The sequence below is a fragment of the uncultured Sunxiuqinia sp. genome (assembly GCF_947495665.1).
Lineage (GTDB): Bacteria > Bacteroidota > Bacteroidia > Bacteroidales > Prolixibacteraceae > Sunxiuqinia > Sunxiuqinia rutila.
In genome coordinates this window covers 20,701-47,242 of sequence record NZ_CANLZV010000001.1, presented here as the reverse complement: position 1 = coordinate 47,242, position 26,542 = coordinate 20,701, and the positions used below count along the sequence as shown (strand labels likewise).

Below are 26,542 nucleotides of genomic sequence, written 5' to 3'. Positions count from 1 at the left end.
CAACTGTTGAGAGTTGGTTGTTTCATGTTCAAGCTTGGCCTTGCTGAATCACTACCATTCAATCTTTGGCTATTGCCCCATTACTATCCACTCTCGGCTATTGCTCAACACTACAATTTTTCGAAAAAAAAGCCGGTCAAATAATGCTATTTGCCGGCTTCATGAGATTCGAAATATTTTAATTATTCCCCAGAATTAAGGGAAGACCTTCTTTCGTACTTCCAATGACAACAACCTTGGAATTGGGTGATTTCGAAAGTTCCAACGTCGCTTCAATCCCGCGTTGTTTCAGAATATTCATTGTTAATGAAGCATCAATAATACGGTTATAGCGTGCAATTGCCTCGGCTTCAATCCGCTTTTTCTCCGCTTCCTGTTCTGCTGTTTGCAGCGTATACTGGTAAGTTAAGAATGCCTGTTCTTCTTCAAGCTTCTTCTCAATCGCCTGCTTAATTTTATCGGGCAGGTTAATTGAGCGAATCAAAAGCGCTTTCATGTCGATGTTATTCTTATTGAGCACCTTCTCTGTTTCCTCAATAATGGACGATTCCACCTCGCTTCTTTTGGTCGAATAAATTTCCTCTGCCGTGTAACGCCCCGCCACCTGACGAACCGACGAACGAACTTCCGGAGTTATTAACTGGTCGATGTAGCGCTTTCCAAAAATCTCGTGCAAATACCCAATTTTATCATAAGTTGGGTTGAAACGCACAGAAACATCAACATTAACCGATAATCCGTTTTTATCCAAAACATCCATGGTCTCTTCCCGTTGTTGCTCTTTTACATCATATACGAATAAAGTATTCCAGGGAGCCACAATATGAAAACCAGGAATATAAATATTATCCTTGTCCAAGCCTGAAGTAAAAGGCCGGAAAATAACTCCTCGTTCACCGGGCTGGATGGTCACAAACATGCTACTTCCAAAAAACAGCAAAACAAAAACGACAATTGCTGCAATAATGAGATACGACTTTTTAAAATTAAAATCCATTGGTATGAAATTTTTAAAATGATAAAAAGTAAATGTAAGAGAATTTTAAGGATTTCCTTAACAAAACAGTCAAATGTTAACAAAATCCACTTAACGAGCTTGATTCAGAACGACAAGGGTATGGTATAATCAGTTTTTTTTAATTAGATTTGAAATTCATCAAAACCCCTATTATATGATTGGTTCTTCAGAACTTATTATAAATAACGACAAGAGTATCTTCCACCTGCACCTTAAGCCAGAACATATAGCCGACCATGTTTTGCTGGTTGGCGATCCCGGCCGCGTTGAGTTAATCGCATCACACTTTTCCAACATTGAATTTACCATCCGGAACCGGGAATTTGTTTCAACCACGGGAACCTATAAAAACACCCGCATTACCGTAATTTCAACAGGCATTGGAACAGACAACATTGACATTGTGATCAATGAGCTGGATGCTCTGGTCAATATTGACCTGGAAACCCGGGAAATAAAAGAGGAAAAGCGTTCGCTCAACATTATCCGAATCGGAACTTCGGGGGCGCTGCAAAAGCACTTGCCGGTTAACTCCTACGTGATATCCCGCAAAGCCATTGGCTTTGATGGCTTGCTAAACTTTTATGCCGACCGAGAACAGATTTCAGACCTGGATTTTGAACGTAACTTCATCAACCATACCGACTGGAACTCGCTTTTGAGCAAACCTTATGTTGTCAATTCATCACCCCTTTTACTCGATCGTTTCAAAAAGCAGCACTTTGTTGAAGGAGTAACCATCTCCGCGCCCGGATTTTATGGCCCGCAAGGACGCATTCTACGGTTGAATACGGCTGACCCAAAGCTGAATGAAAAAGTTGAATGTTTCTTTTACAACGACTTGCAAATAACAAATTACGAAATGGAGTGTTCGGCAATCTACGGGCTTTCGGCCCTGCTCGGGCATCAGGCACTTACCATTTGCCTGATCATTGCCAACCGAACAACCAAAGAAGCAAACGAAAACTACCACCCCGAAATGAAAAAGCTGATTAAAATAGTCTTGGATACGTTATCAACTTAAATTGTTTTGTAGTTATGAAAAATGACCGTTTACAAGCTTTAATTGCCTTACTGGATGATCCGGATGAGACGGTCTTTGAAGCGGTAGAGCAACAATTACTCTGCGAGGATGCACGAATTGTTGACCAGTTGGAACAAATATGGGAAACCAGCCTGGATGAACTCATTCAAAATCGAATTGAGAACCTGATTCAACAAATCCAGTTTGCAGAAACCAGAACCAAAATCCTCAACTGGGCCAATCAAAAACAAATTGACCTGTTTGAGGGCTTCTTCCTGATCAGTCAATACCAATATCCTGATCTGAAGTTAAAGCAAGTCAGGTCAAAACTTCAGAAAATATCAAATGACGTTTGGCTTGAAATCAGCAACAAGCTCACTTCGCTGGAGAAAATTACTGTGCTCAATCATATTTTCTATGATACCAACCAATTTTCGGTTAACCTGAACAACCTGAATTCGCCACAAAACTGCTACTTAAATCAAATCCTCGAAACAAAAAAAGGCAATGCCATTTCAATTGCCATTTTATATGCCTTGATTGCCCGAGAACTCAAGTTCCCCGTCCAGTTCATCAATTTTCCTAAAACGCCTTTACTGGCTTATATCGATCCGGAATTGGCCAAAGAAGTTCATGGTAAAGATTACAAGTCATCCATTTTATTCTACATCAACCCATCCAATAAGGGGGCCATTATTGGACGGAAAGAAATTGACTTTTTCCTCAACAAAAATGACCAGTACGATATCAATGACTTCAATACCCCTTGCGAAGACAAGTTGATCATAAAGAAGCTGCTGGAAAGTCTGATTGAAAGCTACGACTCCTTGGGCTATCAAGACAAAGTAGATGATCTGGGACGAATCGCTGATTTCCTGTAAAACCAAAAGATTCGCTTTCTCAAGGTATAAAACGATGAAAAAGCGAATCAACTACTGCGGCCAAACAAACAAGCTTTTACTTGTTGCCTTGCAAAACTATTTTCTTTCAGGAATCCCCGTTTATTTTTTCCATAACGGTTTTCAAAATAAGCTGCTCCTTGGTTTCGGCCTGATACAGAAGCTCCGTGGCTTCATGCTTTAGGGCAGCCTTCCGGTCAGCATCTTTCAGCCCACTCAGGTTGATCAAAACATTCAGGTAAGCCCCATGAGTCGCTGTTTTTGCGCAAAGGCCAGCAACACCGGCATCCGACACCGAATTGGGATTTCCAATTGCAGCCATGGCTTCAATAACCTCCATCGAACGCAAGGCGGTTTTCATTATTTCAAGTGGCACCTGAATGGCATTCAAAGTTGCTTGCTGAATTGCTTCGCTACGAGCCTTCTTCTCCTCTTCACTTCCTTTAGGTAAACCAAAGGCTGCCATAATTTGGTTAAAAGCATTCGTATCTTCATCAACCAGGCGAAGAAATTGATTTTGAAAGGCTTTTGCTTGTTCTGCCCAATCTGAAAATTCTTCCCACCGGTGGTCCCAACCCCGTTTATGTGCCGAAAGGTTGGCAACCATACCCCCCAAAGCAGCTCCCAAAGCACCAACATAAGCTGAAATAGAGCCACCTCCCGGAGCCGGAGACTCAGAAGCGGTTTCATTGGCAAAACTACTCAAACTTAAATCTGCCAGTTTTTTAGTCTCATCTTCCAGCAAATATTCAATAATACGCTCACGTGGGTTAAATGGACCAAGCTCATCCAGCCCCATCGACTTTATGGCTATTTTGATCAATTCGGAATCGGCAACTCCTGTCGAGCGTTGCTGCTTGCGCAGGAAGTATTTTCCGGCTTCAAGCATGGCCTGTAACGGAATCAAACCTACCAGTTCTGATCCGGTTACTCGTAAGCCCCGGCTTTCAGCACTCTTACAAACAGCATCAAAGGCCACATGTATGGGCGTAACGGTAATATCGGTTAAGTTCATCGAGATTTGAGCAACCCCATATTCTTCAATATACCAACCAATGGCGCGAACCATTTTCAGGCTTCCCGGAATACGTACCGGTTCGCCCTGTTCATCGGTTACAATTTTGCCTGTTACCGGATCTCCTTCGCGCTTTACCCGACCTGCCTCGCGAACATCAAATGCCACAGCATTAGCCCGCCGGGTGGAAGTTGTATTTAAATTGACATTGTACGCAATCAGAAAATTCCGGGCACTGACAGCTGTTGCGCCGGCTTTCACATTCATTTTTGCCGGGCCAAAGTCAGGTTTCCAATTGGCATCCTTCAGCTTATCGGGCAAGCCTTCGTATTCACCCGACCGGCAGTTGGCCAGACTTCGACGTTCCTCCTTTTGTGCGGCAAACTCATAACAGTAAACCGGTATTTCAAGCTCTTCACCAATACGCTGAGCCAGTTGTCGGGCATATGCTACCGTTTCTTCCATCGAAATACCTGCAATAGGCACTAACGGACAGACATCAGTAGCCCCGAAACGCGGGTGCTCTCCATGATGCTTGCTCATATCAATTAACTGCGAGGCCATTTTCACGGCCTGAAAAGCAGCTTCGACCACATCCTTTGGAGGCCCAACAAAAGTCACTACCGTACGATTGGTGGCATAACCCGGGTCGACATTGAGCAGCTTAATATTTTCAACTCGTTCAATTGCATCCGTTATTTGCTTGATAATTGATTGATTTCTTCCTTCACTGAAGTTTGGTACGCATTCAATTAACTGGTTCATCGTTTTTATTTTTTATTGATTACAGGATCAGGTGATCTGATTGAAGTGTCAGCTTAATAAATTTCCCCATTAATGATAACGGTTTCCACCGGGTTAGTACCAAAATAATAAGGAATGGCTAAATAACTCGGAAGTTCCCGGGTAATGAACAGGTTGGCCAATTTGCCTTTGGCTATACTTCCACAGCAATGTTCTACCCCCATGGCATAAGCCGAATTGATGGTGCAGGCATTAATAGCCTCTTCCGGTGTCATCCCGTAATTAATGCAAGCTAAAGATTGAATAAAATTCATGTTTCCGGAAGGTGACGATCCAGGGTTGTAGTCTGATGCCAGGGCTACAGGCAATCCGGCGTCCATCATTTTCCGAACGGGCGAGAGGGGCATATTTAAAAAGAAGGCCGCTCCGGGTAAAACAGTTGGCATGGTTCCGGAGCCCAGCAGCGCCTGAATTTCCGGCTCCTCCATATATTCCAAATGATCAACTGAGCGCGCTCCATATTGAACTCCTACCTGCACTCCCCCGGTTAATCCCAGTTCATTGGCGTGAATCTTGGGCTGTAAATCATATTTAAGTCCGGCCTCAAGCAGTTGAGCCGTTTCTTCCACCGTAAAAAAGCCTTGATCACAAAACACATCCATATAATCTGCCAGACCTTCCTTCTCAATTGCCGGAAGCATTTCGCTTATAATCAATTGAATGTATTTTTGCCGATTGTTACGGTAACCGACCGGCAAAGCATGTGCTCCCAGAAAAGTGGACTTAATCATGAGCGGGCTACTTTCTTTCAACCGTTTGATTACCCTTAACATTTTCAGTTCTGACTCCAGACTAAGTCCATAGCCACTTTTGATTTCCACAGCGGTAGTTCCATGCTGCTTAATTTCATCCAAACGCAACATGGCTGATAAAAATAAATCTTCTTCGGAAGCTTGCTCCATTCGTTTGGCCGAATTCAAAATGCCCCCTCCTCTACGTGCTATTTCCTCATAGCTCAGTCCGTTAATTCGATCTACAAACTCCTGTTCGCGACTGGCGGGAAAAACCAGATGGGTGTGCGAATCACAATAGCCAGGCATCACAATTTTACCGGCACAATCGATTTCCATCACCATTTCTGCTCCTTCAACAAGCAATTCGCTGAAATCCTTCATCTCACCATAGGTTTCGATCTGATCATCGTCGATCACCAAAAAGGCATCCTTCAATACCGACAACTCCTTCATTTCCTTGCCGGCAACCCATGTTCGAGCCTGTTCTTCAACTTGAACCAACTCTTTGATATTTTCCAAAATTACCTTCATCTCAATTACTCTGGATTTTTATACAAGATAAAAAAAGAAGTCGGAGAAATAAACTGTCATAAATCATACAGGCTGAATCTTTATGGTAATTATTGGCCCCTAAGGTTCAGGTCGTCATAGCGAAACAAGTGAGTAACTCATAGAAAATCAATTGAAAACAGGACATATAAACAGGACGTATGACCACAAGTACAAACTAAAGTTTACGAAGACGCTTAATTATAATTTGTCCTTGCTTGTCGGCTTTCAAAAGGTAGAAACCGGAGCTGAATTTTTGCAGCTCGAAGCGTATCTTTTGAGTACCTGGCGTAAGCTCTTTTTTATCCCATTTTTTCACGGTATTTCCCAGTATATCAATAAGCTCAAAGCGGATCGTGCCATAGTTATCAGAAAACACTTCCACAAAAACAAACTCCCGGGCCGGGTTGGGATACACTTTATCAATTTGATAGTCCAGTTTATCAGATTTAGAAAGATCCTGGGCCTTTAGCCCGCCACTAAATAGTAAAAACAATGAAAATGTGAGTGTAAGTAGAATTTCCTTCATAGTTCAGTCCTGTTTATAGTTGCTTAGACAAGAACTATTCCAAAAAGGTTTCATCTAGTCCGAAAGAAATAACGCACAATTTTTGACAAACGCACAAAAACCTCCCAAAACGATGAGAGGTTTTCTGAATCGAGATTCATCTGGTCTACTTCCCTAAAGCAAGATATTTTAAAAATTCTTCGCGTCGATTTTGTTGTTTAAAAACGCCTCCATACTCAGCCGTGAGCGTTGAGCTGCTCTCATCTTCAATTCCTCGAACAGACACACACATATGCTTAGCATCGATGACAACAGCCACATCTTCCGTGTTTAGTACCCGCTTTAGCTCACGGGCAATCTGAACCGTCAAACGCTCCTGCACCTGCGGCCGGCGGGCATAATAATCCACAATCCGGTTAATTTTGGACAAACCAATAACCTTTCCACTTGAAACATAAGCCACATGCGCTTTTCCTATAATTGGCAAAAAGTGATGTTCGCAGGTTGAATTCAAGTTAATATTCTTTTCAACCAACATTTGCTGGTATTGAAATTTATTCTCAAAGACCGAGATTTTTGGACTGGCTTGCGGATTCAAGCCCTTAAAAATTTCCTGCACAAACATTTTGGCCACCCGATGCGGTGTTCCGTTCAAACTATCATCATTCAAATCCAGACCAAGTGTATCCATAATGTCTCTAAACTTCGATTCGATGATGCTAATTTTCTGCTCATCGCTCAAATCAAAAGCATCCGAACGCATGGGAGTATCAATAGAAGTGGCAATATGGTTGTCTCCAATCACATCAGCATCCACCAAATTACTACTTTTCATTCCATTCTTGTATCCATTTAAGTCAGACACCTGGTGATTCGTTTTTATAAAACCATTTACTTTCATTGTCTTTTCTCCGTATGTTTTCAAGAATAACCAACAAGACAAAATTAAGTTTGTTTAATCTTTTAGCTAAAAAATGAAACAAAACAACAAAAAACGCTATAACGCCTGATTGAAACAGCCATTCTTCCCGATCCCAAATGCAGCATATAATGATTGTTTGCGTGACAAACACCTTATTTCAGAAACTTAAAAATAAATTATAAGTAAAATGATAAATAGCTGGTTAGTATTTAATAACTTTATAGGAAATAGCGCATCCTATCTTTCGAAGCAATGAAACAACAAATCAAACAATTGTTCTTTTGGGGAACAACCATCGCTTTATTGTTTACAACCTTGCAGGCTAGCCCTGCCACAGGCAGAAATACTAAAAAGCCCAATGTACTGATCATCATGGCAGATAACCTCGGCTATGGAGACCTTTCAATCACCGGAGCCAAAGACATTCGAACCCCCAACATTGATGACCTCTTCATGAATGGACTTATTTTCAATGAATTTTATGCAAATTCAACGGCCAGCTCGCCAACCCAGGCTTCCTTACTCACCGGGCGCTACCCGGCCTCTGTTGGAGTTCATGGCATGATTCGCGACAACCAAGAAAACAGCTGGGGATACTTTCAAACGGAATCGACTTTGCCCATGCATTTTCGCAAAGCCGGCTACACAACTGCCCTGATTGGAAAATGGGACTTAGGATTTGAGTCGCCAAATCTTCCAAACGAACGGGGATTCGATTTATTCATGGGCTATATGGGCGATGAGATTGATGATTATTTTACCCACCACAGCAAGGGCAAAAACTACTTGCGCTTCAATAAAAAGGAAATTGTAACGAAAGGACATGCCACGGATTTATTTACCAATTGGTCTGTAAATTTTGTGGAAAGCCAGCAGAATGCGGACAATCCCTTCCTGTTATACCTGTCGTTTAACGCTCCCGGCACCTTGCTTCAGCCCGTCGAAGACTATTTAAATCAAGTCCGGAAAAGACAGCATGGATTAAGTTCAGAAAGAGCAAACTACATTGCCCTAATCGAACAGATTGATGACGGTATCGGAAAAGTGATCACGAAATTAAACGAAACAAATCAGCTAAAAAATACGATCATCGTATTTAGCGCGCATACTGGAGGAAGCACAGCGCATGGCGCCTCAAACAGGACTTTACGCGGAGGACACCAAGACTTGTACGAAGGCGGCATTCGGGTGCCCACCTGCCTGTTTTGGAAAAGCCAAATTAAAAAAGGAAGTCTAAGTCATCAGGTGGCCCTAACCATGGACCTTTTCCCGAGCTTGAGCCAGCTTTGCGAAACTCCGTCAGACCAAAACTTTGATGGAAAAGACTTAACAAGCTGCATTTTCAACGACGAACCTTTGCCTGGAAACCGGACGTTGTTCTGGCTTTATCGAAAAGGAGACGATTTCAACGGTAAAGCAATTTATGCCGCTCGACGTGGAGCTTATAAACTCATGCAAAATCATCCTTCTGAAAAATTCAGGTTGTATAATTTAACTACTGATCCGCATGAAATGATTCCGCTTTCAGAGAGCTCCAAATACTACCAGGATTTACATCGGGAAATCCATCAGTATATTCAGGAAAATGAAAAAATACCTTGGTCCGAGAACTCCAATTCAAGTCAATTGATTCCTTCAACATCCGTTCGATGAATCGAAAAAAGATAAAAGCCTCAAGAACCTATGAAAGGCCAACATTCACCGGGCTAAAGGATTCAGGAGAAACTTCACTATCGCTGTACAAGCTATTCTGCTAAACAAAAGAAAATGATGAGATTCTTTGTATTTCAAAACTTTCCATTAAATTTAACAGCACAATACAGCACAGCAAATCTAAACTAACAAACAATGAAAAAACTTAGTTACCTATTGTTACTGGTATTTTTGTCGACCATGACTTACGCACAAAAAGGCTATACGCCCACCAACGAAAACCTGGAAAACCGAGAATGGTTTCTGGATGCCAAATTTGGCCTTTTCATTCACTGGGGAGTATACTCCATCATGGCCGGTGGTGGAGATTCGGGAGTAGCTGAATGGATAATGAACCAAAAGCAGATCCCAATTGCTCAGTATGAAAAGCTGCCTTCCTTTTTTAATCCCACCAAGTTTGACCCGGCCAAATGGGTATCGATGGTAAAGAAAGCAGGTATGAAATACATTACCATAACCAGCAAGCATCATGATGGTTTTGCCATGTACGACTCGAAAGTGAGCGATTACAACATTGTTGATCAAACGCCTTATGGCAAGGATATCCTGAAAGCCTTAAAGGAAGAATGCGACAAACAAGGAGTAAAATTATTCTTTTACTATTCCCAACTCGACTGGCGTCATCCGGATTATTACCCACGCGGCCGCACCGGAGGTGATTATACCGGAAGAGCCGATGAGGGAAATTGGAAGGACTATCTGGACTACATGAACGCTCAGTTAACCGAACTGTTAACCAACTATGGCGAAGTCGGTGGAATTTGGTTTGACGGGATGTGGGATAAACCCGATGCCAATTGGTATCTGGAGGAAACCTACAGTTTGATTCACCAACTTCAGCCCGGAACCCTGATTGGCAGCAATCATCATAAAGCACCTTATCCGGGCGAAGACTTCCAGATGTTTGAGCGCGACCTTCCGGGAGAAAACACCATGGGATTCAATCAAACTGGAACAATCTCCGAACTTCCCCTTGAAATGTGCGAAACCATGAATGGCTGTTGGGGATTCAACCTTACCGACACCAACTACAAATCAAGCAAGCAGCTTATTCAAACCATGATAAAAGCTGCGGGTTATGGCGCTAACTTTCTGCTGAACACCGGCCCTATGCCCAACGGCGAAATTCAACCCGAAAACATCGATACCCTGATGATTATGGGCCAATGGATGGAGCAATACGGGGAGTCAATTTATGGAACACGCAAAGGACCAATCAGTCCGAGCAAATGGGGCGCAACAACCCAAAAAGGTAACACCGTCTATGTTCATATTCTGAATTTGGAAGAAGAAACGCTGGAACTACCCTCCTTTGATCAAAAGATTAAATCCATCCGCTTCTTTGATGACGACACCAAAGTAAAATTCAAGAAAACAGCCAATGGGGTTCTTCTGCAATTACCAGCAGACAAACGAAATGAGGTGGATACCATCCTCAAAGTTGAGATCTAAAGAAAGACACTTTCAATACAAAAAAGAAGCTGACCATTTGGAATGATCAGCTTCTTTTTGCTTCAAAGGTTTTAACTATAGATGGTCAGTACCAGTTTTCGGGAGCCACCATAATCGCGGTATTCTCCCAGGTAAATGCCTTGCCAGGTTCCCATATTGAGCCGTCCATGAGTGATTGGAACAGTTATTTCTGCACCTAAAATCGATGATTTCAGATGGGCCGGCATATCATCAGCTCCTTCGTAGGTATGCGTATAAACAGGATGGTTTTCGGGAACCAGCTTGTTGATGAAGGATTCGAAGTCCGTCCGTACCGAAGGATCAGCATTTTCATTGATGGTTAAACCCGCTGAGGTGTGTTTAATCAAAATATGAAGCAAACCTTTCTCGGGCAAATCCGGCAGTTCCCGGCTTATCAAATCAGTAATCAGATGAAATCCTCTCCTGAATTCCGGTAATCGTATTTCTTTTTGTTGAATCATACAGGATGAATAACAGCATTCGTCGAAACAGGTTCAAGCGTAAACGCCTCTTGCCAGTTTGAAGTCCGCCATCAAGCGTTTAGCTTACTTCATAAAATCATCAAAAGCATTGTAAACACCCCCACTTTGCTGGCTTTGTTGCATATCATGCTGATTTTGCTGCCACTGCACAGCCATGTCCGACAAGGTTGGATCAGCATGATTAAAAAACAACTTATAGGCCGTACAAAAGCGTGGTTTGCGTTGATCGCGCGGATCTTTTATCCGATCCTTAGTACAACCACCATAGCATTTGGTAAGCCAGCTGCACTGCTTGCACTCCCGCGGAAGCTGAGTCTTGGCCATTCCAAAAACCGTTTGCTTTTTCGAGTTCAGCATGTTTATAATCCGGTCATGCATCACATTTCCCAGTTTCCATTTGGGCTCTACAAAAAAGTCACAGCTATATACGTTGCCGTTGTGTTCAACAACCACATAGGGGCCGCATTCTTTCATCATCGTACATTCCGGAGCCTCCAGACCAACATAGGTGTAAAAAACCGACTCAAAGTGACGGATCGAGGTGGTGGGTTGACCATCTTTAAAGTCAGCCAGCCACAGGTCAAACAATTTATTCAGAAAATGCCCATAAGCCTCAGCCGATACGGAAAAGTCAGCCGCCTTGGTCGGGTCATTTTTATCGGTTTCAACTACAGGAATAAACTGCATAAAGGTCAGTCCCATCTCCTTATAATAGTTGTACAATTCTTCCGGATACTTCACCGAATGACTGGTTACACAGCACATCGCATTAACCGAAACGCCTTCGTCAAGCAACATTTTAGCACGATCTTCCACCCGTTGATGAGTACCTTTTCCTGCCACATCAAACCGGTAATGATCATGAATGAACTGAGGCCCATCCAAAGATAATCCAACCAGCCAATCGTATTTTTTCAGAAATTTAGCCCAATCCCGGTTCAGTAAAAGCCCATTGGTTTGCAAACCATTACCCACCATCTGGCCGTGTCCGTATTTTTTCTCCAGTTCAATTGCCCGTTCATAAAATTCCAGTCCCATCAAGGTGGGTTCTCCTCCCTGCCATGCCAGTGAAACATTCTCACCCGACTGCTGCATCACCTGCCGGATAGTTTCTTCCTGCACCTGCGGACTCATGCGGTGCGTTTTATTCTGAGCAAATAATTCAGACTTTTCCAGGTAAAAGCAATACGAACAATTCAAATTGCAATCGGGTCCTGAAGGTTTAATTAAAACTGAATTAAGCGGTTTAAATTTCTTTGCCATTTCTATTCCTTATCAAAAATCGAAAGTCACAAACTTACAAAAACAATCACACTTCTGTAAATTTCTCTTAGTCTTAAATAATTTTACATATCTTTCCATTTCATTAACTTTTTTCAGTTTCACTGCAATGAAAACCCTTTTACAAACGCTGACAGTTATTACGCTAATGGCTGTTTCTACAACAACAGCAAAGGCACAAAGCAGACTTATTCGCAACCAAGGATTTTTTTATGGTGTTGAAGGCTTTTATGGGCATGGTACAAGCCTCCGTTCAACCCATAGGTATGATGTCGCTAATTTCTCGCCCTCTTCCTACGGACTTAAAGTATCGACCAATTGGTTTTCGGGCTTCCATTTCTCTTCCGGGCTTACGGCGGGTGTTCTCAATTATGAATCTCCGGGCATGTTAACCTTCCCCCTGTTGGTGAATGGGCAAGGCTACTTAAGTAAAGGTGCCAATACACCGCTGGTTTATGCTGAAGTTGGGTATGGGCTTCGGTTTAATCACAAAAACCAGGACAAAGGACTTCTTTACGAAGCTGGAATTGGCTACCGCCATCGCATTCAACGAAACAATTTTTGGGTTGTTAAAGCAGGGTTTCAGGGGTTTCATAACAAGGAATGGCTATGGGATTTCGAACTGGGAGAAAACTTCGACCCGAACCATTACATTTGGTACGACCTGAAACGCCAAACGATTACGCTAACCCTTGGTTTTTATTATTCAACGCGCTACTAAAGCCAAAGCTTAACGAAGTACTAATCAACCACCTCATTCACAATCTGGCCGATGCAGTGCGATGGAATTTCGTAGCCCAACAAATGCAGAAGCGTGGGCACCAAGTCCACCGCATCAACTCGCCGCAGGGTTGAGCCACGCTTAATTCCCTGTCCAAACCAGATCATTGGAATACGACTGTTGTCGTTGTAGATTGTGCGTTTGTATTTAAACTCCGGCTGCCAGCCTTCTTCAAGAGCAAAAAGCACATCGCCCGAGCGCTTGAAGTTAAATGAGCTGGAAATGCGGGCCAATTGGCTTTTCACATAATCGCCCTGCTCAAAACCCACCGCGGGCAAAGCCAATTTTACCCCTTCAAATTGATTAATGAAGGAAGCCGCTTTTGCCTGCATATCGGCCAAATTCAAATCCCTTTTCTCTATCAAATCACGGTTCAGGTAGATTTGCTGATCACTCACAAATTCCACCCAATCGCCTTGCCCATAGCTAATGTTGAGAAAGGACTTCAACAAGGCAACCATGCTTTCCGGTGCTACAAAACCAACAGGCATATTAAATTCTTCTTTCAGATAGTTTACCGGATAGCTGGAGGCACAGGCCGAAGTAAGCACCATCACATATTTATCCCGACCAACTTTTTGATCCAGAAAATTCAACAGGTGTTCAATGTTGCGATCAAGTCGAAGATACAAATCCTGCATTTCCACCGAACTGGGGCTAAAAGCACCTTGTTCGTAATCCATGGAGGAAAAATTGACAGCCAGCAGATCGGGCGTGCTATCCATCCCCAGTTGCTCGGATTCAATCAGTGCAAGCGCAAAATCCTTAACCATCATATTTCCAAAAGGGGTTGTTTTAAGAATCTTATAACTCCCTGCCTGTTTTTTCAGCTTACTCATATTGTACGGAAACGTATTCCATTTTCCATAGTAGCCCGGCTCCAACAAGTAATCGTCCGCCAAACTTTCGGTATAGCTGCTTGAAGGCAAAAGCAGGCTCCAGTCACGCTCAATGTAGAAATCAGCAAATTTTTTATCGTTGAACTGACGCACCCAATCCGGAAACTGATCAACATAGTACGAACTGCTAATCATGTTTCCGGTCAGTTCATCCATCCAATAAGCACCATCTGCCGCATGCCCGGCCGAAAACACCGCGCTGTTCGAATTAAGAGCTACCGAAAAAACCTTGGACGCTTTGTTGGTGCTGACTTTCAGCACATCGCCAATTGTTGGGCTAAGCAAGTTTGCTGCCGACAACTGCCCTTCGCGGGAGTCACTTCCAACGGTGATATAATAATCATCTTCCAAGGCATCGATTTCCTTTTGGCGCAAACGGTCATACCAGGAATCATTTACAATTCCATGCCGATCGGGATAAACTCCGGTAAAAAGTGTAGGCACTCCGGTTGTGTTTTTCTGAATGTGCAATTCCATGGCAGCATTTGAACAAACCGCTCCATCCAACATCAACCGGCGAAATCCTCCCTGCTGAAAATGACTCCAATACCGACTGATATAATCGGTACGCATCTGCTCCACATTAACCACCACAACCAGGCGTGTTTGGTTGGACGGAGAAGGCGGAACTTGCTGTGAAAAAGCCGGAAAAACGAATAAAAGGAGTAAACTATACAGGAGTGTTTGAAAACGATTCAGCATGGTCATTCTATTTTTTTAAAGCGACTCAAAAATATAAAAAAGAAATGAAGGCGCTAACTTACACCCCTCGAAACTCTTTAAGTGAATTGAGGAGTGTACATGCAACAGGCCGGGAATGCGCCTACTGTAATCAGGTGCATGCCCGGCCTGTTTTATACAAGCGAGTTAACTTGAATTTACTTCAGAAAAGACTCCTCATCATCAAACGGATAACGCACAAAAGCTTCGATAGCCTCGTACTCCGCTAAGCCCAACTGGTCATAAACTTTAGCCGTTTCTTGGTTCCGATCTTCAGCCCGTTGCCAGAATTCGCGCTTATCCTCGCCCGGAAACACCGGAAAGTCTTTTTGCGATTGGTGTTTAAAAATTGCTTTTCGCTTTCTTAGCAATTCTGAAGGACTGATGGGAACGGCCATTTCAATATCTTCCACAGCCCATTCCTGCCAGGCACCACGATACAACCACAGGTAGCAATCATCCAGCCAGGCATCACCTTCAGCACGAATTTGACGAATGGCTTTAAAGATAATTTGCAAACACACTTCGTGCGTGCCATGCGGATCCTGAAGGTCTCCGGCAGCAAATATCTGGTGCGGTTTCACCTCACGCAGCAGGTCAACTACCAACTTCACATCGGCTTCGCCAATGGGGCCTTTCTCCACTTGTCCGGTTTCATAAAACGGCAAGTTCAGGAAGTGAACATTGGTATCTTTTACCCCGCAGAACCGGCAGCCAGCTTCGGCTTCTCCTTTTCGAATCAAGCCTTTCACCTGCTTCACAAAAGGAATATCGATTTCACCCGGCTTTTTGTTTTTCAAAAATTCAATCAGGCCTTTGTGTGCCTCGATAAGCTTTTCATTTTTCACTTCCTGGCTTTCCAGCAAATCAATGGTGAATTGTGAAAAGCGAATGGCATCATCATCAAATACCGCAATGTTTCCGGAAGTTTGATAGGCCACATGCACATCGTGTTTCTGATCAACCAAGCGCAGCAACGTTCCACCCATTGAAATCACATCATCATCCGGGTGTGGACTAAAAATCAGGGATCGTTTCACGGCAGGCTCCGGGCGTTCCGGACGCGTTTTTTCTGTTGCTCCCGGTTTACCTCCCGGCCAGCCGGTAATGGTATCCCGTATTTCTCCAAATATTTTAATATTCAAATCATAAGCTCCGCCATACTGAGCCAACAGGTCACGAAGTCCTTCTTTTTTATAATCATCATCGGTAAGTTTCAAAATCGGCTTTTCAGTTTTCTGACTTAGCCAGATTACAGCTCGTTTTACCATTTTGGGCGTCCACTCGCAAACACCAACCAACCACGGTGCTTTTGTACGGGTAAACTCAGCCGTAGCCGGCTCATCGAGGTAAACCGAAACCTTAGAGTGCAATTGTAAAAACGAAGCAGGCAAACTGCTTGTAACAGGCCCTTCAATCATCGCTTTCAAAACCGGGGACTTCAGTTTTCCCCAACCGGCTAAAATAATTTCGCGAGCGCCCAAAATCGTATCCACTCCCATTGTAATGGCACGGTGTGGCACCGCCTCCTCGTTTCCAAAATCCTTAACCGCATCAGCAATGGTCACACTGTCCAGTTTTACCAGGCGTGTGGTTGAATTGGCTGTTGAGCCCGGTTCATTGAATCCAATGTGGCCTGAACGACCAATTCCGAGCAACTGAATATCGATACCGCCTGAAGCCACAATCTGAGCTTCGTAGTCCGCACAAAATTCGCCAACCCGATCAAGCGGTAAGCTTCCATCAGGGATGTGAATATTTTCCGGTTGAATATCGATATGGTTGAACAAGTGCTGGTGCATAAAGCGAACGTAGCTTTTTTCACTTTTCGGATCCATCGGGTAGTATTCATCCAGGTTAAACGTGATTACGTTTTTGAAGCTTAAACCTTCTTCCTTGTGCATACGAACCAACTCCCGGTAAATCTGAACCGGAGATGAACCTGTTGCCAAACCAAGCACAGCCTTTTGGCCGCTTGCTTGTTTCTTTTTAATCAGCTCCGCAATCCTTTTGGCGATAAGAAGCGCGCCTTCTTGTGGATTGTCAACGACTTGAACAGGCAGTTTTTCAACTGTCTTCTCGATGTAGTTAAATGTTTTATTCATTGGATTCATTATTTAAGTAATCATCTGTAATTACGTGAAGCGGTACTTTGGCGCCTAAAGGCCCGGTTATTTCCACCGACTGCTCCATCATCATCACTCAAAGTGTGTACGCACACATAACGTTTAATGCACAAGTAATGTTCTCATCAAAATACGATTTCCAGAGCCGAATAGATTCTTAATTCAAGCCTGAGTTCAGGTACGATTTTATATTCTCCCGAGAAATCACTTCAAGGGGAAATAAGACATTAGCCGGAGGTACTTTTCGAAACAACAAATAGTTAACTAAGTAACTGATTCCTAAAAAAGCCTGTTTCCGGGGGTTCTGGTTGATCAAATAATTAATCACCCGATCATACACATAGTGAATATTGTTTTTCAACAAATCGTAGCCAACCAAGGCGATGTCTTTAATTCCGGCCTGATCAATAACTGAGGCCGTTAAATAAGCTCCTTTCGAAGTGGACACAAAAATTCCTTTTAGCTTGTCACGGGTGATGATGGTCATCAGTTCGCGACTAAACTCAGACTCATGGGTGTTTTCAAACTCATAGCTCAGGATCGTAAAATCATCCAGCCGGTTATCCCTGAAAAAATCCCGAAATCCTTTTTCTTTCTCACTTAAATGAACCCCATTCTGGATGGCTTCATAAACATGAAGAACAGCAATGTTGCCAGGCTCAGACAATTTTGTATGCAACATTTCGGCCCCTACCCGACCGCTCTGATACAAATCCTGTCCAATAAAACTGATCGGAGTGGCATTGGGAATATTGGTATTGAAAAGCACATAGGGAATTGAACTGGCTTTCAGTTCGTCAAAAAACTCGTTGGCCTCCTGATGAAAGATTGGTGCCAGCAGAACTCCGTCAGGCCGCTGGCTCAGCACCTTTCTTGACATGGCAATAAAGGAAGTCCGGTCGTACAGGTTAAAGTAAAATGTTTCAATCTGTACATTGTATTGCTCCCATTCCGAAATAGCATTCAAAATTCCGGAAGCCGACTGGTTCCAGTAATCATCCTGTAGCGGGTTGGGAACCAAAGCGGCAATTTTATATTTCTTTTTTGCACCAAGGGTACTGGCCATTAAATTGGGTTTATAGCCGGTTTTCTCCAAGGCTTCCATCACTTTCTGAAAGGCTTTTTCCGAAATTTTACCTCTTTTATGCAACACCCGATCGACTGTTGCCACCGAAACCCCGGCCATTTGAGCAATATCCTTGATTCTTATGTTTTTATACTCCGTCATATTTCGTCCAACCAATGATTTATTCTAAAGTTCATTCTACTTTCATAAAGATAATGTTTGCGCACACAAAAACGAAACAACTTACAACTTCAGCCATCATTTCAAACCGCAGGAAAGGATAAGAAGCCCAGATGCAATCTCCGGATTAAGGGTAAAAGTGGCCTTCGCTTGTCTTTCTGAAAAACCAATACCTATTCTCATGAAAAAGAGCCTTTTCATTCTCGTCGTACTTTCACTCATGGCCAGCACCACCGCACAGGACAGCAAACAGCATCAGGTAATCAAACAACTAGAACAGTTGCATGCTTTCATCGAGCACTCGCCCGTTGCCCAGTTGGAAACAGAATACCTCAAAACAATGCAGGCAACCGGTCTGCCGGCTTCAAAGCTAAATTTACCGGATGGCACCTACCACGGAGAAACACCGGCTGATGATTTTGGCTATCGGCACGTAATTCGGTTTGAAGTAAAAAACGGGAAACTCGGCCAGCTTGATTACGATGAAATTCATGCAGATGGACATGCCAAGGAAGCCGATGAGCAGTATGGTGAAAAGATGAGCACCTCGGGCACAACACCAGCCATTGCTTATCCCATTTATGAGAATGCCTTGATGGAACAACAAAACCTGCAAGAACTGGATGCTGTAAGCGGTGCCAGCTATTCGCTCTATCGGTTTAAACTGGCTGTAGCTTACGCCATCGCCACCCACTAAAAAACTTAATCATCATACCAGCTCCAGGTTGGTCATTTCTTCGGTAGGCCTAAAATCATAAGCCGGGTATTCATAAATTGGCATGCGCATTTCAGTTTCGCCAATGGAATACCCGTACAAGCCTTCGTATTCGCTCACCATTTCGCCCATCCCCTCCAGCTGGTCAAGGTATTCTTTGATTGATTTGGACTCGATAATAATCACCTTCCCCATTTTATGAATTATGGGACTATGCTTTCGCGTTGAATCGTGTTCAAATTGCAGAATTCGACGCCCATAGCGGGTTATTCCAATCACCCGGAAAGTCATACTCTTGCCCACTCCCGGAAGGTTGAGTACATTCCGGTCTGTCGCTAAAAAAGGAAGGTTGGCCTGCTCCTGCAATTGGCTGATTTTATCCACCATATTTTCGGCATCTATAGGTAAATTCCGAATCGTATCGTAATATTTCTCCGGAATCTGACCAATAACCTTTTCTTCTTTTTGCTCCTGAACAGAACGTGCATTCACCGCAAAACTATGGTTGTTTTCCATGTAGCCTTTCACGGTAAAAGTGTAATAAGAAAGCACACCAATAGCGTTTAATACCTGTCGTAATTTGGAGGCATGTCCTCGACGGGATGCAGCCGTTGTAAATACCAGCTGATTGGTAATGGTCCAGCCGGCAGACAAGAGCTTCAGAACACTTTCATTGGCCTCCGGAGTAACTTCCATAGGTGATTCAAAATGCGACTGAATAACAAATTGCTGCACGCCAACTGCAGATGCCTTACGCTTAAACTCGGCCAGAATAGCAACAAGTTTTGAAGTAATTCGCTGAGGTAAGTAGATTGGTAAACGAGTGCCCAGCCGCACCCGCACAATTTCGGCGTACTTCTCCCCGTCCTTCCGTTTTCGGTTGGCTTCCCGCTTCCGCTTGGCCATGGCATACACCGAATCAAAAAGCTGCTCCAGCGCCTGATCTGAGCTCATCAGCGCATCACCTCCCGTAATCAGAATATCGCGCAACTGCGAATCGTTTTCAAAATAGGCCATTAATCGCTCTAGCTTTTCATCCCATTTTTCGCCGGGCCTCAACTTCTCCTGATCAAAATAGAGGTTCCCATTCTGAAAATCGAACATCCGCTGGCACGAAGCACATAAACCACCACACGTCCGGCCGGCCGTATCCGGAATTAAAATAGCTACTTCCGGGTAGCGTCGATGCACATTGTGGTAAGAGGGTAGCAGCCAGCCTGCAGCATTGGGTTTTCCCGGTCGAACAACATCTTCTTTTTCCCAGGCCGAAATGTTCCCAAACTCGTCAACAAGCTGTCTGGAATAAACAATGTAGTCGCGAATTGCCAAGTCAGCACCAATTGCAAAATACGGCACACGAACATGAAGCAAGGACAGGTAATAAGGATTGACAAAGAAGGGAATACCCGCCTGATAAGCATCATAAAGTACTTTCATGGTATCCGGGTCAAGCGAATAGCCAAGCATTTCGTTGAGCAACTCAGGGGTGCGAACGGCAAACTTCAAATGAAAACGAGGATCGCTCCACCAGTCCAGCACCTGCAAGTATTTCTGCTCATCAGACAGGCCCGCCTGAAATTTGAACTGATCACTTTTTACCAGCCCCTTTTCCACTTGTTTTATAATGACCCTAATTATGCGATCCCGGTTTTCTTCCCGTAGCTTCACAATCCGGGGGTCCAGCCCCGAAGGAAACCGTTCCATCCATGCTTCAACCTGCTTTCGGGATGGAATTTGTCGTTGGCGTTCTCCCCGGTACTGACGAAAAAGTTCCAGCATATCTTCAAAGAAGAAAGGTTTGGCCCCACCCGTGCCAAAATTCACTGCCAGCCAGATCATTTTTATCGGATTACTCACAGCCACTTCTCCATGCAAGTTCAGGTCCTCATATTCGTGCCCGGCATAATCGATATAGTCCAGAATTCGAATTGCTGCCAAATCCGGCCAATCCAGCTGATCAGCAGAAACAGCCTCCCCGCCCTGACGGTAAAATTGAAACGCTTTCGGTTTTTGCCGCAGTTCTTCCATGACCCAATTACGAACTCCAATCAATGCTTCCGTTTCATTGCGCGAATTTCGCATAAGCTCTTCGAGTATCGGATTCTCTTTCAGTAACCGGTTTAATAATCGATGTGATTTAACATTGATCGCGATTTGATCCAACTGATGAACGATTGACATGACAACCTCCCTTTTCTTTTGATGGCAATTCGCCCGGATTTACAAAAACCAAAACAGCATAAAAACCACCGCATTTATGAGCACTTAAAAGCAAGAAGCGACTGTCTTTAAGTTACAAAATCCGGGACTTTTTATCAAGAAAAACGAAGTACAAATCAGCTCGAAACACGGGAGAACAACCTGGGGCAACCACTCCAAAAGTCCGAATCCATTTTTAACCGGACTTTTACAAATGACTATTTTAAACCAGTGGTATCACTCAATCGTTGTTTCCAAATGAGCCAAAGTATTTTTTAAAGGCCCGTAAGTCAGATATCACCTTGAAGTTTGATGGCAGTTTGCCTTTGATTTGTGCCACCTGGGCACCGGTAAGAAATACTTTCTTGCGTTTAAAAACCTGACTCATTCGCTGCACATAAGCTTCCAGTTCTTCCGATTCCATGCCATTGATCAAAGCTGTAAACACACGGTCAATCTTCTGCAGCCCTTCCAGTTTAAGTAAATCGTCAAGTGGCACATTCTGCCCCAAATAAACCGTTCTGTACCCGGCTTTAAGTGCTAAGTACTGGTAAAACAGGAGGCTCAGTTCATGCATTTCACCTTCGCGCAAATAAAATAAAACGGAAGCTGTGGCGTCGTAATTGGTGTATTTAGAGCAAGCGCGAACCAATAAATGTCGGGTGATGTTGGAAACAAAGTGTTCCTGTGCCGGAAAAATTGAGCCGATTTGCCAATAAATGCCAATCTTTTCAAACAAGGGAAAAACAATGGTCATAAAAGTGTCCTCGAAGCCAAGCGCTGCAATTTCCTGCTCCAACACTTCTTCAAATTTCTGATGATCAAAGTTCACCATATGCACAATTAGCTGATCAATCACTCCCTTCGAAGACAGGGATTTTTCATTCAGTTTCAGCACCTCTTCCTGAATCTGTTCTTCTTCAAATACGGAAACTTTGGAAATCTTGTATCCGTGCTTGACCAGCATCGACACATTCAACAACTTTCTCAATTCATTATCGCTGTAATACCGGATATTTGTTGTGGATCGTTGGGGGTCGAGCAAGCCATAACGCTTTTCCCAAATCCGGATGGTATGTGCCTTAATACCGGAAAGCGTTTCCAAATCCTTTATCGTATAATAGTTCATGGACCAACTAATTTAAATATAAAATGCTCAAACAATCGCTTTGAAAAGCGAGAGAATCATCGAATGACTAGCTCTTGAAATAACTAGCAAAATTAATACATCTAACAAGGCTAGGGGTCTTTTGTTTAAACATCGCGCAAAAACAATAAACACAAAAATAAGATTTAAAAGGTGGAAAACAGAAGTCTGAAATAATTTTCGGGATTAAACAATTCCACTATTTTTGATCTTCAATCCTAAGTAGTATGAAATGAGGTTTATCTATCCTGAATTTTTACCGGCATTGCTTTTTATAAGTATTCCCATACTTATCCACTTTCTTCATTTCAAACGCTACAAAACCGTTTACTTCAGTCAGGTTAATTTTCTGAAAACCATCAAGGAAGAAACCAGGAAAAAAAACAACCTGAAACAATTGCTCATTTTAATATGCCGGGTAATGGCGGTTATTGCCTTGGTTTTTGTATTTGCACAGCCCTATTTCCCCGTCAACCAGCAGGAACGCCATAAAGCCCGCCAGTTGATAGCCATTTATGTGGACAACTCATTCAGCATGAAACGGGAAACGGCCAGCGGCATGCTGCTGGAGCAGGCCAAATCCAAAGCCTTGAGCATTGCAAACAGCTATTGGCCCGGAACCAGTTTTCTGCTGCTGACCAACCAAAATGAACCAAGTCAGCAGCAATTGCTTACCCAAGCCCAACTGATCAGTCAACTGGGAGCCATCAGCGAAAGCCCCGAGTCGCTTCCCCTGTCAAAAGCTCAAAAACTGTTGATCAACAACCTGGACAAACAAAAGCTAAAGGCAGAAGAAGTCATTTATCTAATCTCCGACTTTCAGGAATACGCAAGCGATTTATCGGAAATGGAGAACGATACCAATCGTAGCACCATCCTTATTCCACTTCCCAGCACCACAAGCACCAACAACCTGCTTATCGACAGTTGCTGGTTTGAAACTCCCGGACGTCAGAAAAACCGGGAAGAGGCGCTTTGGGTTCGTATTCAGAACCAATCCGGGCAAAGCTACCAGAACTTGCCGGTTCGTTTAAAAATTAACGACACCATAAAAGCAATCAGCAACCTAAGCATTGAACCGGAAACCAGTCAAAATCTTGAACTTCGCTATAAAAACAACCGGGCTGGCACGCATCGTGGGCTGGTGGAGCTGGACGATTACCCAGTGGTGTATGACAACCAGTTCTTTTTCAGCTATGACGTTCGGGCTAAGAATAAGGTACTGGCGATTTACCAACAAGAAGACCCGGCTATAAACAAGTTGAAAGCCCTGTTTCTTAATGATGAAAACATTGACTTTGAACAAACGGGTTCCAAACAAATCCAGCTCAGTCAATTTCCCGAATACCAATGCATTTTCCTGCTTAACCTTAAGGAGATGAGCTCCGGCTTGATCAATGCATTGGATCAATTTGTCAAACGGGGCGGCTCTCTGTCCATTTTTCCGGGGATCAATGCTAACATCAATTCTTACAATGCCTTGTACCGTCAGCTAAAAACCGACCTGATTGAGCAAGCGGATTCGGCAGCCCTGCGCATGGAAGCACTAAACTACAACCATCCCCTGTTGCAGCAGGTGTTTCTTCATGAAGAATCGAACCTCGATCTCCCTAAGGTCAATTACAGCTACCGGTTTTCCCGGTCGAGCCAAAGCCAACAAACCCAAGTCATCGGGTTCAACAATAAGCAAGCTGCTTTATCCGGTTTCCCGGTGGGCTTAGGAAGTTTGCTGAACTTTAGTTTTCCGCTGGACGAAACCGTAACAGACTTTGCCCAACAAGCTCTTTTTGTTCCTTTGCTTTATAATATGGCGCTCAACAGTTTCACCCCGCAGGAAATTCAGCATGAAATCAGCAACAACATGGTTTTAACCATCCCGCAAAATGGGTCTGCACCGATTGCCAATAAAATAGCCATCAGCCCATTCCATGAGGATAAGCCCGTTCAGCTTTCAGTTTTAAACAACTACGCCAATCAAGTTCGAATCGACCTGCACAACATCATCCGGCAAGCAGGCTTTTACCAATTAACGCTTAGCCCTGAAAACACGCAAACACTGGCTTTTAATTACAACCGGCAAGAATCCTTATCCCCCACAATCCCTGCAGAAGAACTAACCAATAAGCTGCAGACAAGCAATCTGAATTTCATGCAGGTGATTGACGAAAAGGAATCGAGTTTTGATACAGCAATCCAGGAAACGAACAAAGGCATTGAATTGTGGCAGTACTTTTTAGTGTTAACACTGCTTTTTCTGGCCGCCGAAACACTGATTGCCAGGTTGTGGAAATAACATAAAAATCAAGATAAATTGTTTTGCCCTACTTTTGGGGTTCAACATAGGGAATGGTAAACCGGAAAGTTGCCCCCTTTCCGGCTTCGCTCTCCACCCAGATAAGCCCATTGTTTTTTTCAATAAACTCACGACAGATGATTAGCCCCAAGCCACTACCGGTTTCTCCGGCAGTTCCGACTGTGGTGGTATTTTCTTCGTAGTTGAAAAACTTCTGCTGTTTATCGGCATCAATACCTACACCCTGATCAATTACCGAAACCTGAATGCTGTTGCCCACTTTCCGGCCTTCGATCCGGATTTCGGTGTTGGGATAGGAAAACTTGATGGAGTTGAAAACCAGGTTACGAAGTACGGTAGCAATCATATCCTTATCGGCAAAAACCTGCAGGTCATTCTCAATCTCAACGTTAACCGTTTGCGATTTGGCAGCCAGGTTTGGGTTGGCCAGACTTACCACATCATCCACAATCAGCTTCAGCTTGAAGAAGGTTTTATACACCTTTATCCGGTTTGTTTGCGAACGCGTCCAGTACAAAAGGTTTTCCAGCAGAGCAAAGCCTTGTTCCGACGCATCATTCATGTCGTTGATGATCTGACTTAAATCCTCCTTGCTAAACGACTCGAAGTTGAAACGCAGCAGGTTGGTGTAACTCACCAAGGCATTGAACGGATTTTTCAAGTCATGGGCAATGATGGAGAAAAAACGGTCTTTGGAAACATTCAGTTTTTTAAGCTCCTTGGTTTTTTCCTGCAACTCGCGGGCCAGCTGTCTTTCCTTCTTCAGGAGTAAAAATAAAACAGCCAAAAAAATGACCACCAGAAATATAATCACATACAGATAGCCCTCCCGGTTCCGGGTATCGTTCAACAACACCTCCTGTTCATGAGTAAGCTGTTTCAACTCCAGAATTTCGCGTTGCTTCTTTTCAAACTGGTATTGCCCTGCCAGCTTCTGAATCATTTTATTTTGCTTCTCAATAAGCAGGCTGTCGTACACCTGGTTGTACTGGTGATAATACTCAAAAGCCTGCTTGTAGTCGCCAGTTTTTTCGTAATAATTTGACAAATAACCCAAAATTTCGGCACTTAAACTGTAAAGGTCCAATTTGCGGGCAATTGTCAACGATTCATCAAGCGCGGCTTTGGCCTTTTCAAAATCCTTCAGTTCAATATAAACCAGTCCCATATTGCTTTTAACAAAAGCAATTCCTTCCTTATCTCTGGCTTCATGATACAAATCCAAAGCCTTTTGATAATAGGCCAAACTCTTGGGGTAGTTTTCCAAATCGTATTCCAGCGTTCCCTGATTATTCAACACATGAATCATCGCCAAACGGTCTTGCTGGTTCCTGGCCAGCTGATAGGCCATCTCATAATTATCGCGCGCACGGTCAAACTGCTTCAGGTTCTGATAGCTAATCCCCAGGTTGATGTATGAGCTCAGTAACCCGACGGAATTGTTAGCCAAACTGTCTATCCGGAACGACTCCTGGTAAAACTCCAGCGAACGCTCGTAATCTTCCAGCTCATTAAAAATCATCCCCAGATTATTCAGCACTTTTGCCTGCAACACCTCATTGGGAACCTGTTCCAATAACTTCAGCCCCTGGTAAAAATGATTGGTGGCCTGCTCAAAGTTGCCCACATTGAAACAAGCAAGTCCCAGCCAGTTACAGGCAACCACCTGTACCGAGTCGTTTTGCTGGCTTACGGCCTCATCGAAAGCCTCCTGCAAACACGAAACCACAAAATCATGGTAGCGGATCGAATCCAGGTACTGATCGCCAATTTCTAAAAGCAGCTCAAGCCGGTTCGCCTTTTTATCAGCAAGAGCAGCTTTCAATGAATCGATAGGTGCATACTGGCTAAAAACAGGGAGCGAAAAAACAATAAAAAGCAGAAAAGGAATTACTTTTTTATTCATGACGGACAGCAGGTTACACTGAATCGAATGCAAATATAAAACAAAACCGAATAGAATCTTTGAAATC

20 protein-coding genes are annotated in these 26,542 nt (G+C 43.5%); 7 read left to right on the top strand and 13 right to left on the bottom strand.

The annotated features are described in order from the left end of the window. Positions 1-178: 178 nt before the first annotated feature. Positions 179-997, bottom strand: coding sequence for a prohibitin family protein (locus Q1A18_RS00165; protein ID WP_299576102.1), 819 nt, complete (start codon positions 995-997; stop codon positions 179-181). A 175-nt stretch (positions 998-1,172) separates the two neighbouring features. Here Q1A18_RS00165 and Q1A18_RS00160 point away from each other — a divergent pair, with 175 nt between their 5' ends. Together Q1A18_RS00160 and Q1A18_RS00155 are read left to right on the top strand one after the other, a co-directional pair. After that, positions 1,173-2,042 carry a nucleoside phosphorylase gene (locus Q1A18_RS00160; protein WP_299576101.1) on the top strand — a complete coding sequence of 290 codons (870 nt, stop codon included), beginning with the start codon at positions 1,173-1,175 and terminating at the stop codon, positions 2,040-2,042. A 14-nt stretch (positions 2,043-2,056) separates the two neighbouring features. Next, positions 2,057-2,923 carry a transglutaminase-like domain-containing protein gene (locus Q1A18_RS00155; protein ID WP_299576099.1) on the top strand — a complete coding sequence of 289 codons (867 nt, stop codon included), beginning with the start codon at positions 2,057-2,059 and terminating at the stop codon, positions 2,921-2,923. Between the two features lie 106 nt (positions 2,924-3,029). Here Q1A18_RS00155 and ftcD read toward each other — a convergent pair whose 3' ends face one another. From ftcD to folE, 4 genes are all read right to left on the bottom strand, one after another. Further along, the gene (gene ftcD / locus Q1A18_RS00150) at positions 3,030-4,721 is read right to left on the bottom strand and encodes a glutamate formimidoyltransferase (protein WP_299576097.1); all 1,692 of its coding nucleotides are present in this window, start codon (positions 4,719-4,721) and stop codon (positions 3,030-3,032) included. Positions 4,722-4,774: 53 nt separating this feature from the next. Continuing rightward, the gene (gene hutI / locus Q1A18_RS00145) at positions 4,775-6,025 is read right to left on the bottom strand and encodes an imidazolonepropionase (RefSeq protein WP_299576094.1); all 1,251 of its coding nucleotides are present in this window, start codon (positions 6,023-6,025) and stop codon (positions 4,775-4,777) included. Positions 6,026-6,221: 196 nt separating this feature from the next. Further along, positions 6,222-6,572, bottom strand: coding sequence for a T9SS type A sorting domain-containing protein (locus Q1A18_RS00140; RefSeq protein ID WP_299576092.1), 351 nt, complete (start codon positions 6,570-6,572; stop codon positions 6,222-6,224). A gap of 145 nt (positions 6,573-6,717) precedes the next feature. Beyond that, positions 6,718-7,386 carry a GTP cyclohydrolase I FolE gene (gene folE / locus Q1A18_RS00135; RefSeq protein WP_299576090.1) on the bottom strand — a complete coding sequence of 223 codons (669 nt, stop codon included), beginning with the start codon at positions 7,384-7,386 and terminating at the stop codon, positions 6,718-6,720. A gap of 339 nt (positions 7,387-7,725) precedes the next feature. Between folE and Q1A18_RS00130 the strand changes: the two genes are divergently transcribed. Together Q1A18_RS00130 and Q1A18_RS00125 are read left to right on the top strand one after the other, a co-directional pair. Further along, positions 7,726-9,126 carry a sulfatase-like hydrolase/transferase gene (locus Q1A18_RS00130; protein ID WP_299576088.1) on the top strand — a complete coding sequence of 467 codons (1,401 nt, stop codon included), beginning with the start codon at positions 7,726-7,728 and terminating at the stop codon, positions 9,124-9,126. 195 nt (positions 9,127-9,321) lie between these two features. Further along, complete coding sequence (locus tag Q1A18_RS00125; RefSeq protein WP_299576086.1) at positions 9,322-10,638, top strand: alpha-L-fucosidase; 1,317 nt, start codon at positions 9,322-9,324, stop codon at positions 10,636-10,638. Positions 10,639-10,709: 71 nt separating this feature from the next. Here the strand turns inward: Q1A18_RS00125 and Q1A18_RS00120 are convergent, their stop codons facing one another. Then, positions 10,710-11,120, bottom strand: a complete 411-nt coding sequence (locus Q1A18_RS00120; RefSeq protein ID WP_299576084.1) for a secondary thiamine-phosphate synthase enzyme YjbQ — start codon at positions 11,118-11,120, stop codon at positions 10,710-10,712. Positions 11,121-11,204: 84 nt separating this feature from the next. After that, on the bottom strand, positions 11,205-12,404 hold the full coding sequence (locus Q1A18_RS00115) for an anaerobic sulfatase maturase (RefSeq protein ID WP_299576082.1): 1,200 nt from the start codon (positions 12,402-12,404) through the stop codon (positions 11,205-11,207). Between the two features lie 127 nt (positions 12,405-12,531). Here Q1A18_RS00115 and Q1A18_RS00110 point away from each other — a divergent pair, with 127 nt between their 5' ends. Further along, positions 12,532-13,143, top strand: a complete 612-nt coding sequence (locus Q1A18_RS00110) for a hypothetical protein (protein WP_299576080.1) — start codon at positions 12,532-12,534, stop codon at positions 13,141-13,143. A 20-nt stretch (positions 13,144-13,163) separates the two neighbouring features. On the opposite strand, the gene Q1A18_RS00105 is transcribed toward Q1A18_RS00110, so the two are convergent. The 3 genes from Q1A18_RS00105 to Q1A18_RS00095 form a co-directional block, all read right to left on the bottom strand. Continuing rightward, positions 13,164-14,804, bottom strand: coding sequence for an alkaline phosphatase family protein (locus Q1A18_RS00105; protein WP_299576078.1), 1,641 nt, complete (start codon positions 14,802-14,804; stop codon positions 13,164-13,166). A gap of 176 nt (positions 14,805-14,980) precedes the next feature. Then, positions 14,981-16,927, bottom strand: coding sequence for a glucosamine-6-phosphate deaminase (gene nagB, locus Q1A18_RS00100; protein ID WP_299576076.1), 1,947 nt, complete (start codon positions 16,925-16,927; stop codon positions 14,981-14,983). Positions 16,928-17,105: 178 nt separating this feature from the next. Continuing rightward, the gene (locus tag Q1A18_RS00095) at positions 17,106-18,176 is read right to left on the bottom strand and encodes a LacI family DNA-binding transcriptional regulator (protein ID WP_299576074.1); all 1,071 of its coding nucleotides are present in this window, start codon (positions 18,174-18,176) and stop codon (positions 17,106-17,108) included. A gap of 199 nt (positions 18,177-18,375) precedes the next feature. Between Q1A18_RS00095 and Q1A18_RS00090 the strand changes: the two genes are divergently transcribed. Next, entirely contained in the window at positions 18,376-18,891 is a 516-nt protein-coding gene (locus Q1A18_RS00090) for a hypothetical protein (RefSeq protein WP_299576072.1), read from the top strand. 12 nt (positions 18,892-18,903) lie between these two features. On the opposite strand, the gene Q1A18_RS00085 is transcribed toward Q1A18_RS00090, so the two are convergent. Together Q1A18_RS00085 and Q1A18_RS00080 are read right to left on the bottom strand one after the other, a co-directional pair. Continuing rightward, on the bottom strand, positions 18,904-21,090 hold the full coding sequence (locus Q1A18_RS00085) for a hypothetical protein (protein ID WP_299576070.1): 2,187 nt from the start codon (positions 21,088-21,090) through the stop codon (positions 18,904-18,906). Positions 21,091-21,349: 259 nt separating this feature from the next. Beyond that, a complete protein-coding gene (locus Q1A18_RS00080; protein WP_299576068.1) occupies positions 21,350-22,237 on the bottom strand; it encodes a MerR family transcriptional regulator in 888 nt (295 codons plus the stop codon). Between the two features lie 250 nt (positions 22,238-22,487). Between Q1A18_RS00080 and Q1A18_RS00075 the strand changes: the two genes are divergently transcribed. After that, positions 22,488-24,548 (top strand): BatA domain-containing protein, encoded by a 2,061-nt coding sequence (locus Q1A18_RS00075; RefSeq protein ID WP_299576066.1) that lies wholly within the window; start codon positions 22,488-22,490, stop codon positions 24,546-24,548. Positions 24,549-24,576: 28 nt separating this feature from the next. Here Q1A18_RS00075 and Q1A18_RS00070 read toward each other — a convergent pair whose 3' ends face one another. Beyond that, positions 24,577-26,475, bottom strand: coding sequence for a tetratricopeptide repeat-containing sensor histidine kinase (locus tag Q1A18_RS00070; RefSeq protein ID WP_299576064.1), 1,899 nt, complete (start codon positions 26,473-26,475; stop codon positions 24,577-24,579). Between the last annotated feature and the right edge of the window lie 67 nt (positions 26,476-26,542).

Coding starts and splice junctions, on each gene's coding strand:
- Q1A18_RS00165 (WP_299576102.1), bottom strand. CDS start 997: ATGGATTTTAATTTTAAAAAGTCGTATCTCATTATTGCAGCAATTGTC.
- Q1A18_RS00160 (WP_299576101.1), top strand. CDS start 1,173: ATGATTGGTTCTTCAGAACTTATTATAAATAACGACAAGAGTATCTTC.
- Q1A18_RS00155 (WP_299576099.1), top strand. CDS start 2,057: ATGAAAAATGACCGTTTACAAGCTTTAATTGCCTTACTGGATGATCCG.
- ftcD (WP_299576097.1), bottom strand. CDS start 4,721: ATGAACCAGTTAATTGAATGCGTACCAAACTTCAGTGAAGGAAGAAAT.
- hutI (WP_299576094.1), bottom strand. CDS start 6,025: ATGAAGGTAATTTTGGAAAATATCAAAGAGTTGGTTCAAGTTGAAGAA.
- Q1A18_RS00140 (WP_299576092.1), bottom strand. CDS start 6,572: ATGAAGGAAATTCTACTTACACTCACATTTTCATTGTTTTTACTATTT.
- folE (WP_299576090.1), bottom strand. CDS start 7,386: ATGAAAAGTAGTAATTTGGTGGATGCTGATGTGATTGGAGACAACCAT.
- Q1A18_RS00130 (WP_299576088.1), top strand. CDS start 7,726: ATGAAACAACAAATCAAACAATTGTTCTTTTGGGGAACAACCATCGCT.
- Q1A18_RS00125 (WP_299576086.1), top strand. CDS start 9,322: ATGAAAAAACTTAGTTACCTATTGTTACTGGTATTTTTGTCGACCATG.
- Q1A18_RS00120 (WP_299576084.1), bottom strand. CDS start 11,120: ATGATTCAACAAAAAGAAATACGATTACCGGAATTCAGGAGAGGATTT.
- Q1A18_RS00115 (WP_299576082.1), bottom strand. CDS start 12,404: ATGGCAAAGAAATTTAAACCGCTTAATTCAGTTTTAATTAAACCTTCA.
- Q1A18_RS00110 (WP_299576080.1), top strand. CDS start 12,532: ATGAAAACCCTTTTACAAACGCTGACAGTTATTACGCTAATGGCTGTT.
- Q1A18_RS00105 (WP_299576078.1), bottom strand. CDS start 14,804: ATGCTGAATCGTTTTCAAACACTCCTGTATAGTTTACTCCTTTTATTC.
- nagB (WP_299576076.1), bottom strand. CDS start 16,927: ATGAATAAAACATTTAACTACATCGAGAAGACAGTTGAAAAACTGCCT.
- Q1A18_RS00095 (WP_299576074.1), bottom strand. CDS start 18,176: ATGACGGAGTATAAAAACATAAGAATCAAGGATATTGCTCAAATGGCC.
- Q1A18_RS00090 (WP_299576072.1), top strand. CDS start 18,376: ATGAAAAAGAGCCTTTTCATTCTCGTCGTACTTTCACTCATGGCCAGC.
- Q1A18_RS00085 (WP_299576070.1), bottom strand. CDS start 21,090: ATGTCAATCGTTCATCAGTTGGATCAAATCGCGATCAATGTTAAATCA.
- Q1A18_RS00080 (WP_299576068.1), bottom strand. CDS start 22,237: ATGAACTATTATACGATAAAGGATTTGGAAACGCTTTCCGGTATTAAG.
- Q1A18_RS00075 (WP_299576066.1), top strand. CDS start 22,488: ATGAGGTTTATCTATCCTGAATTTTTACCGGCATTGCTTTTTATAAGT.
- Q1A18_RS00070 (WP_299576064.1), bottom strand. CDS start 26,475: ATGAATAAAAAAGTAATTCCTTTTCTGCTTTTTATTGTTTTTTCGCTC.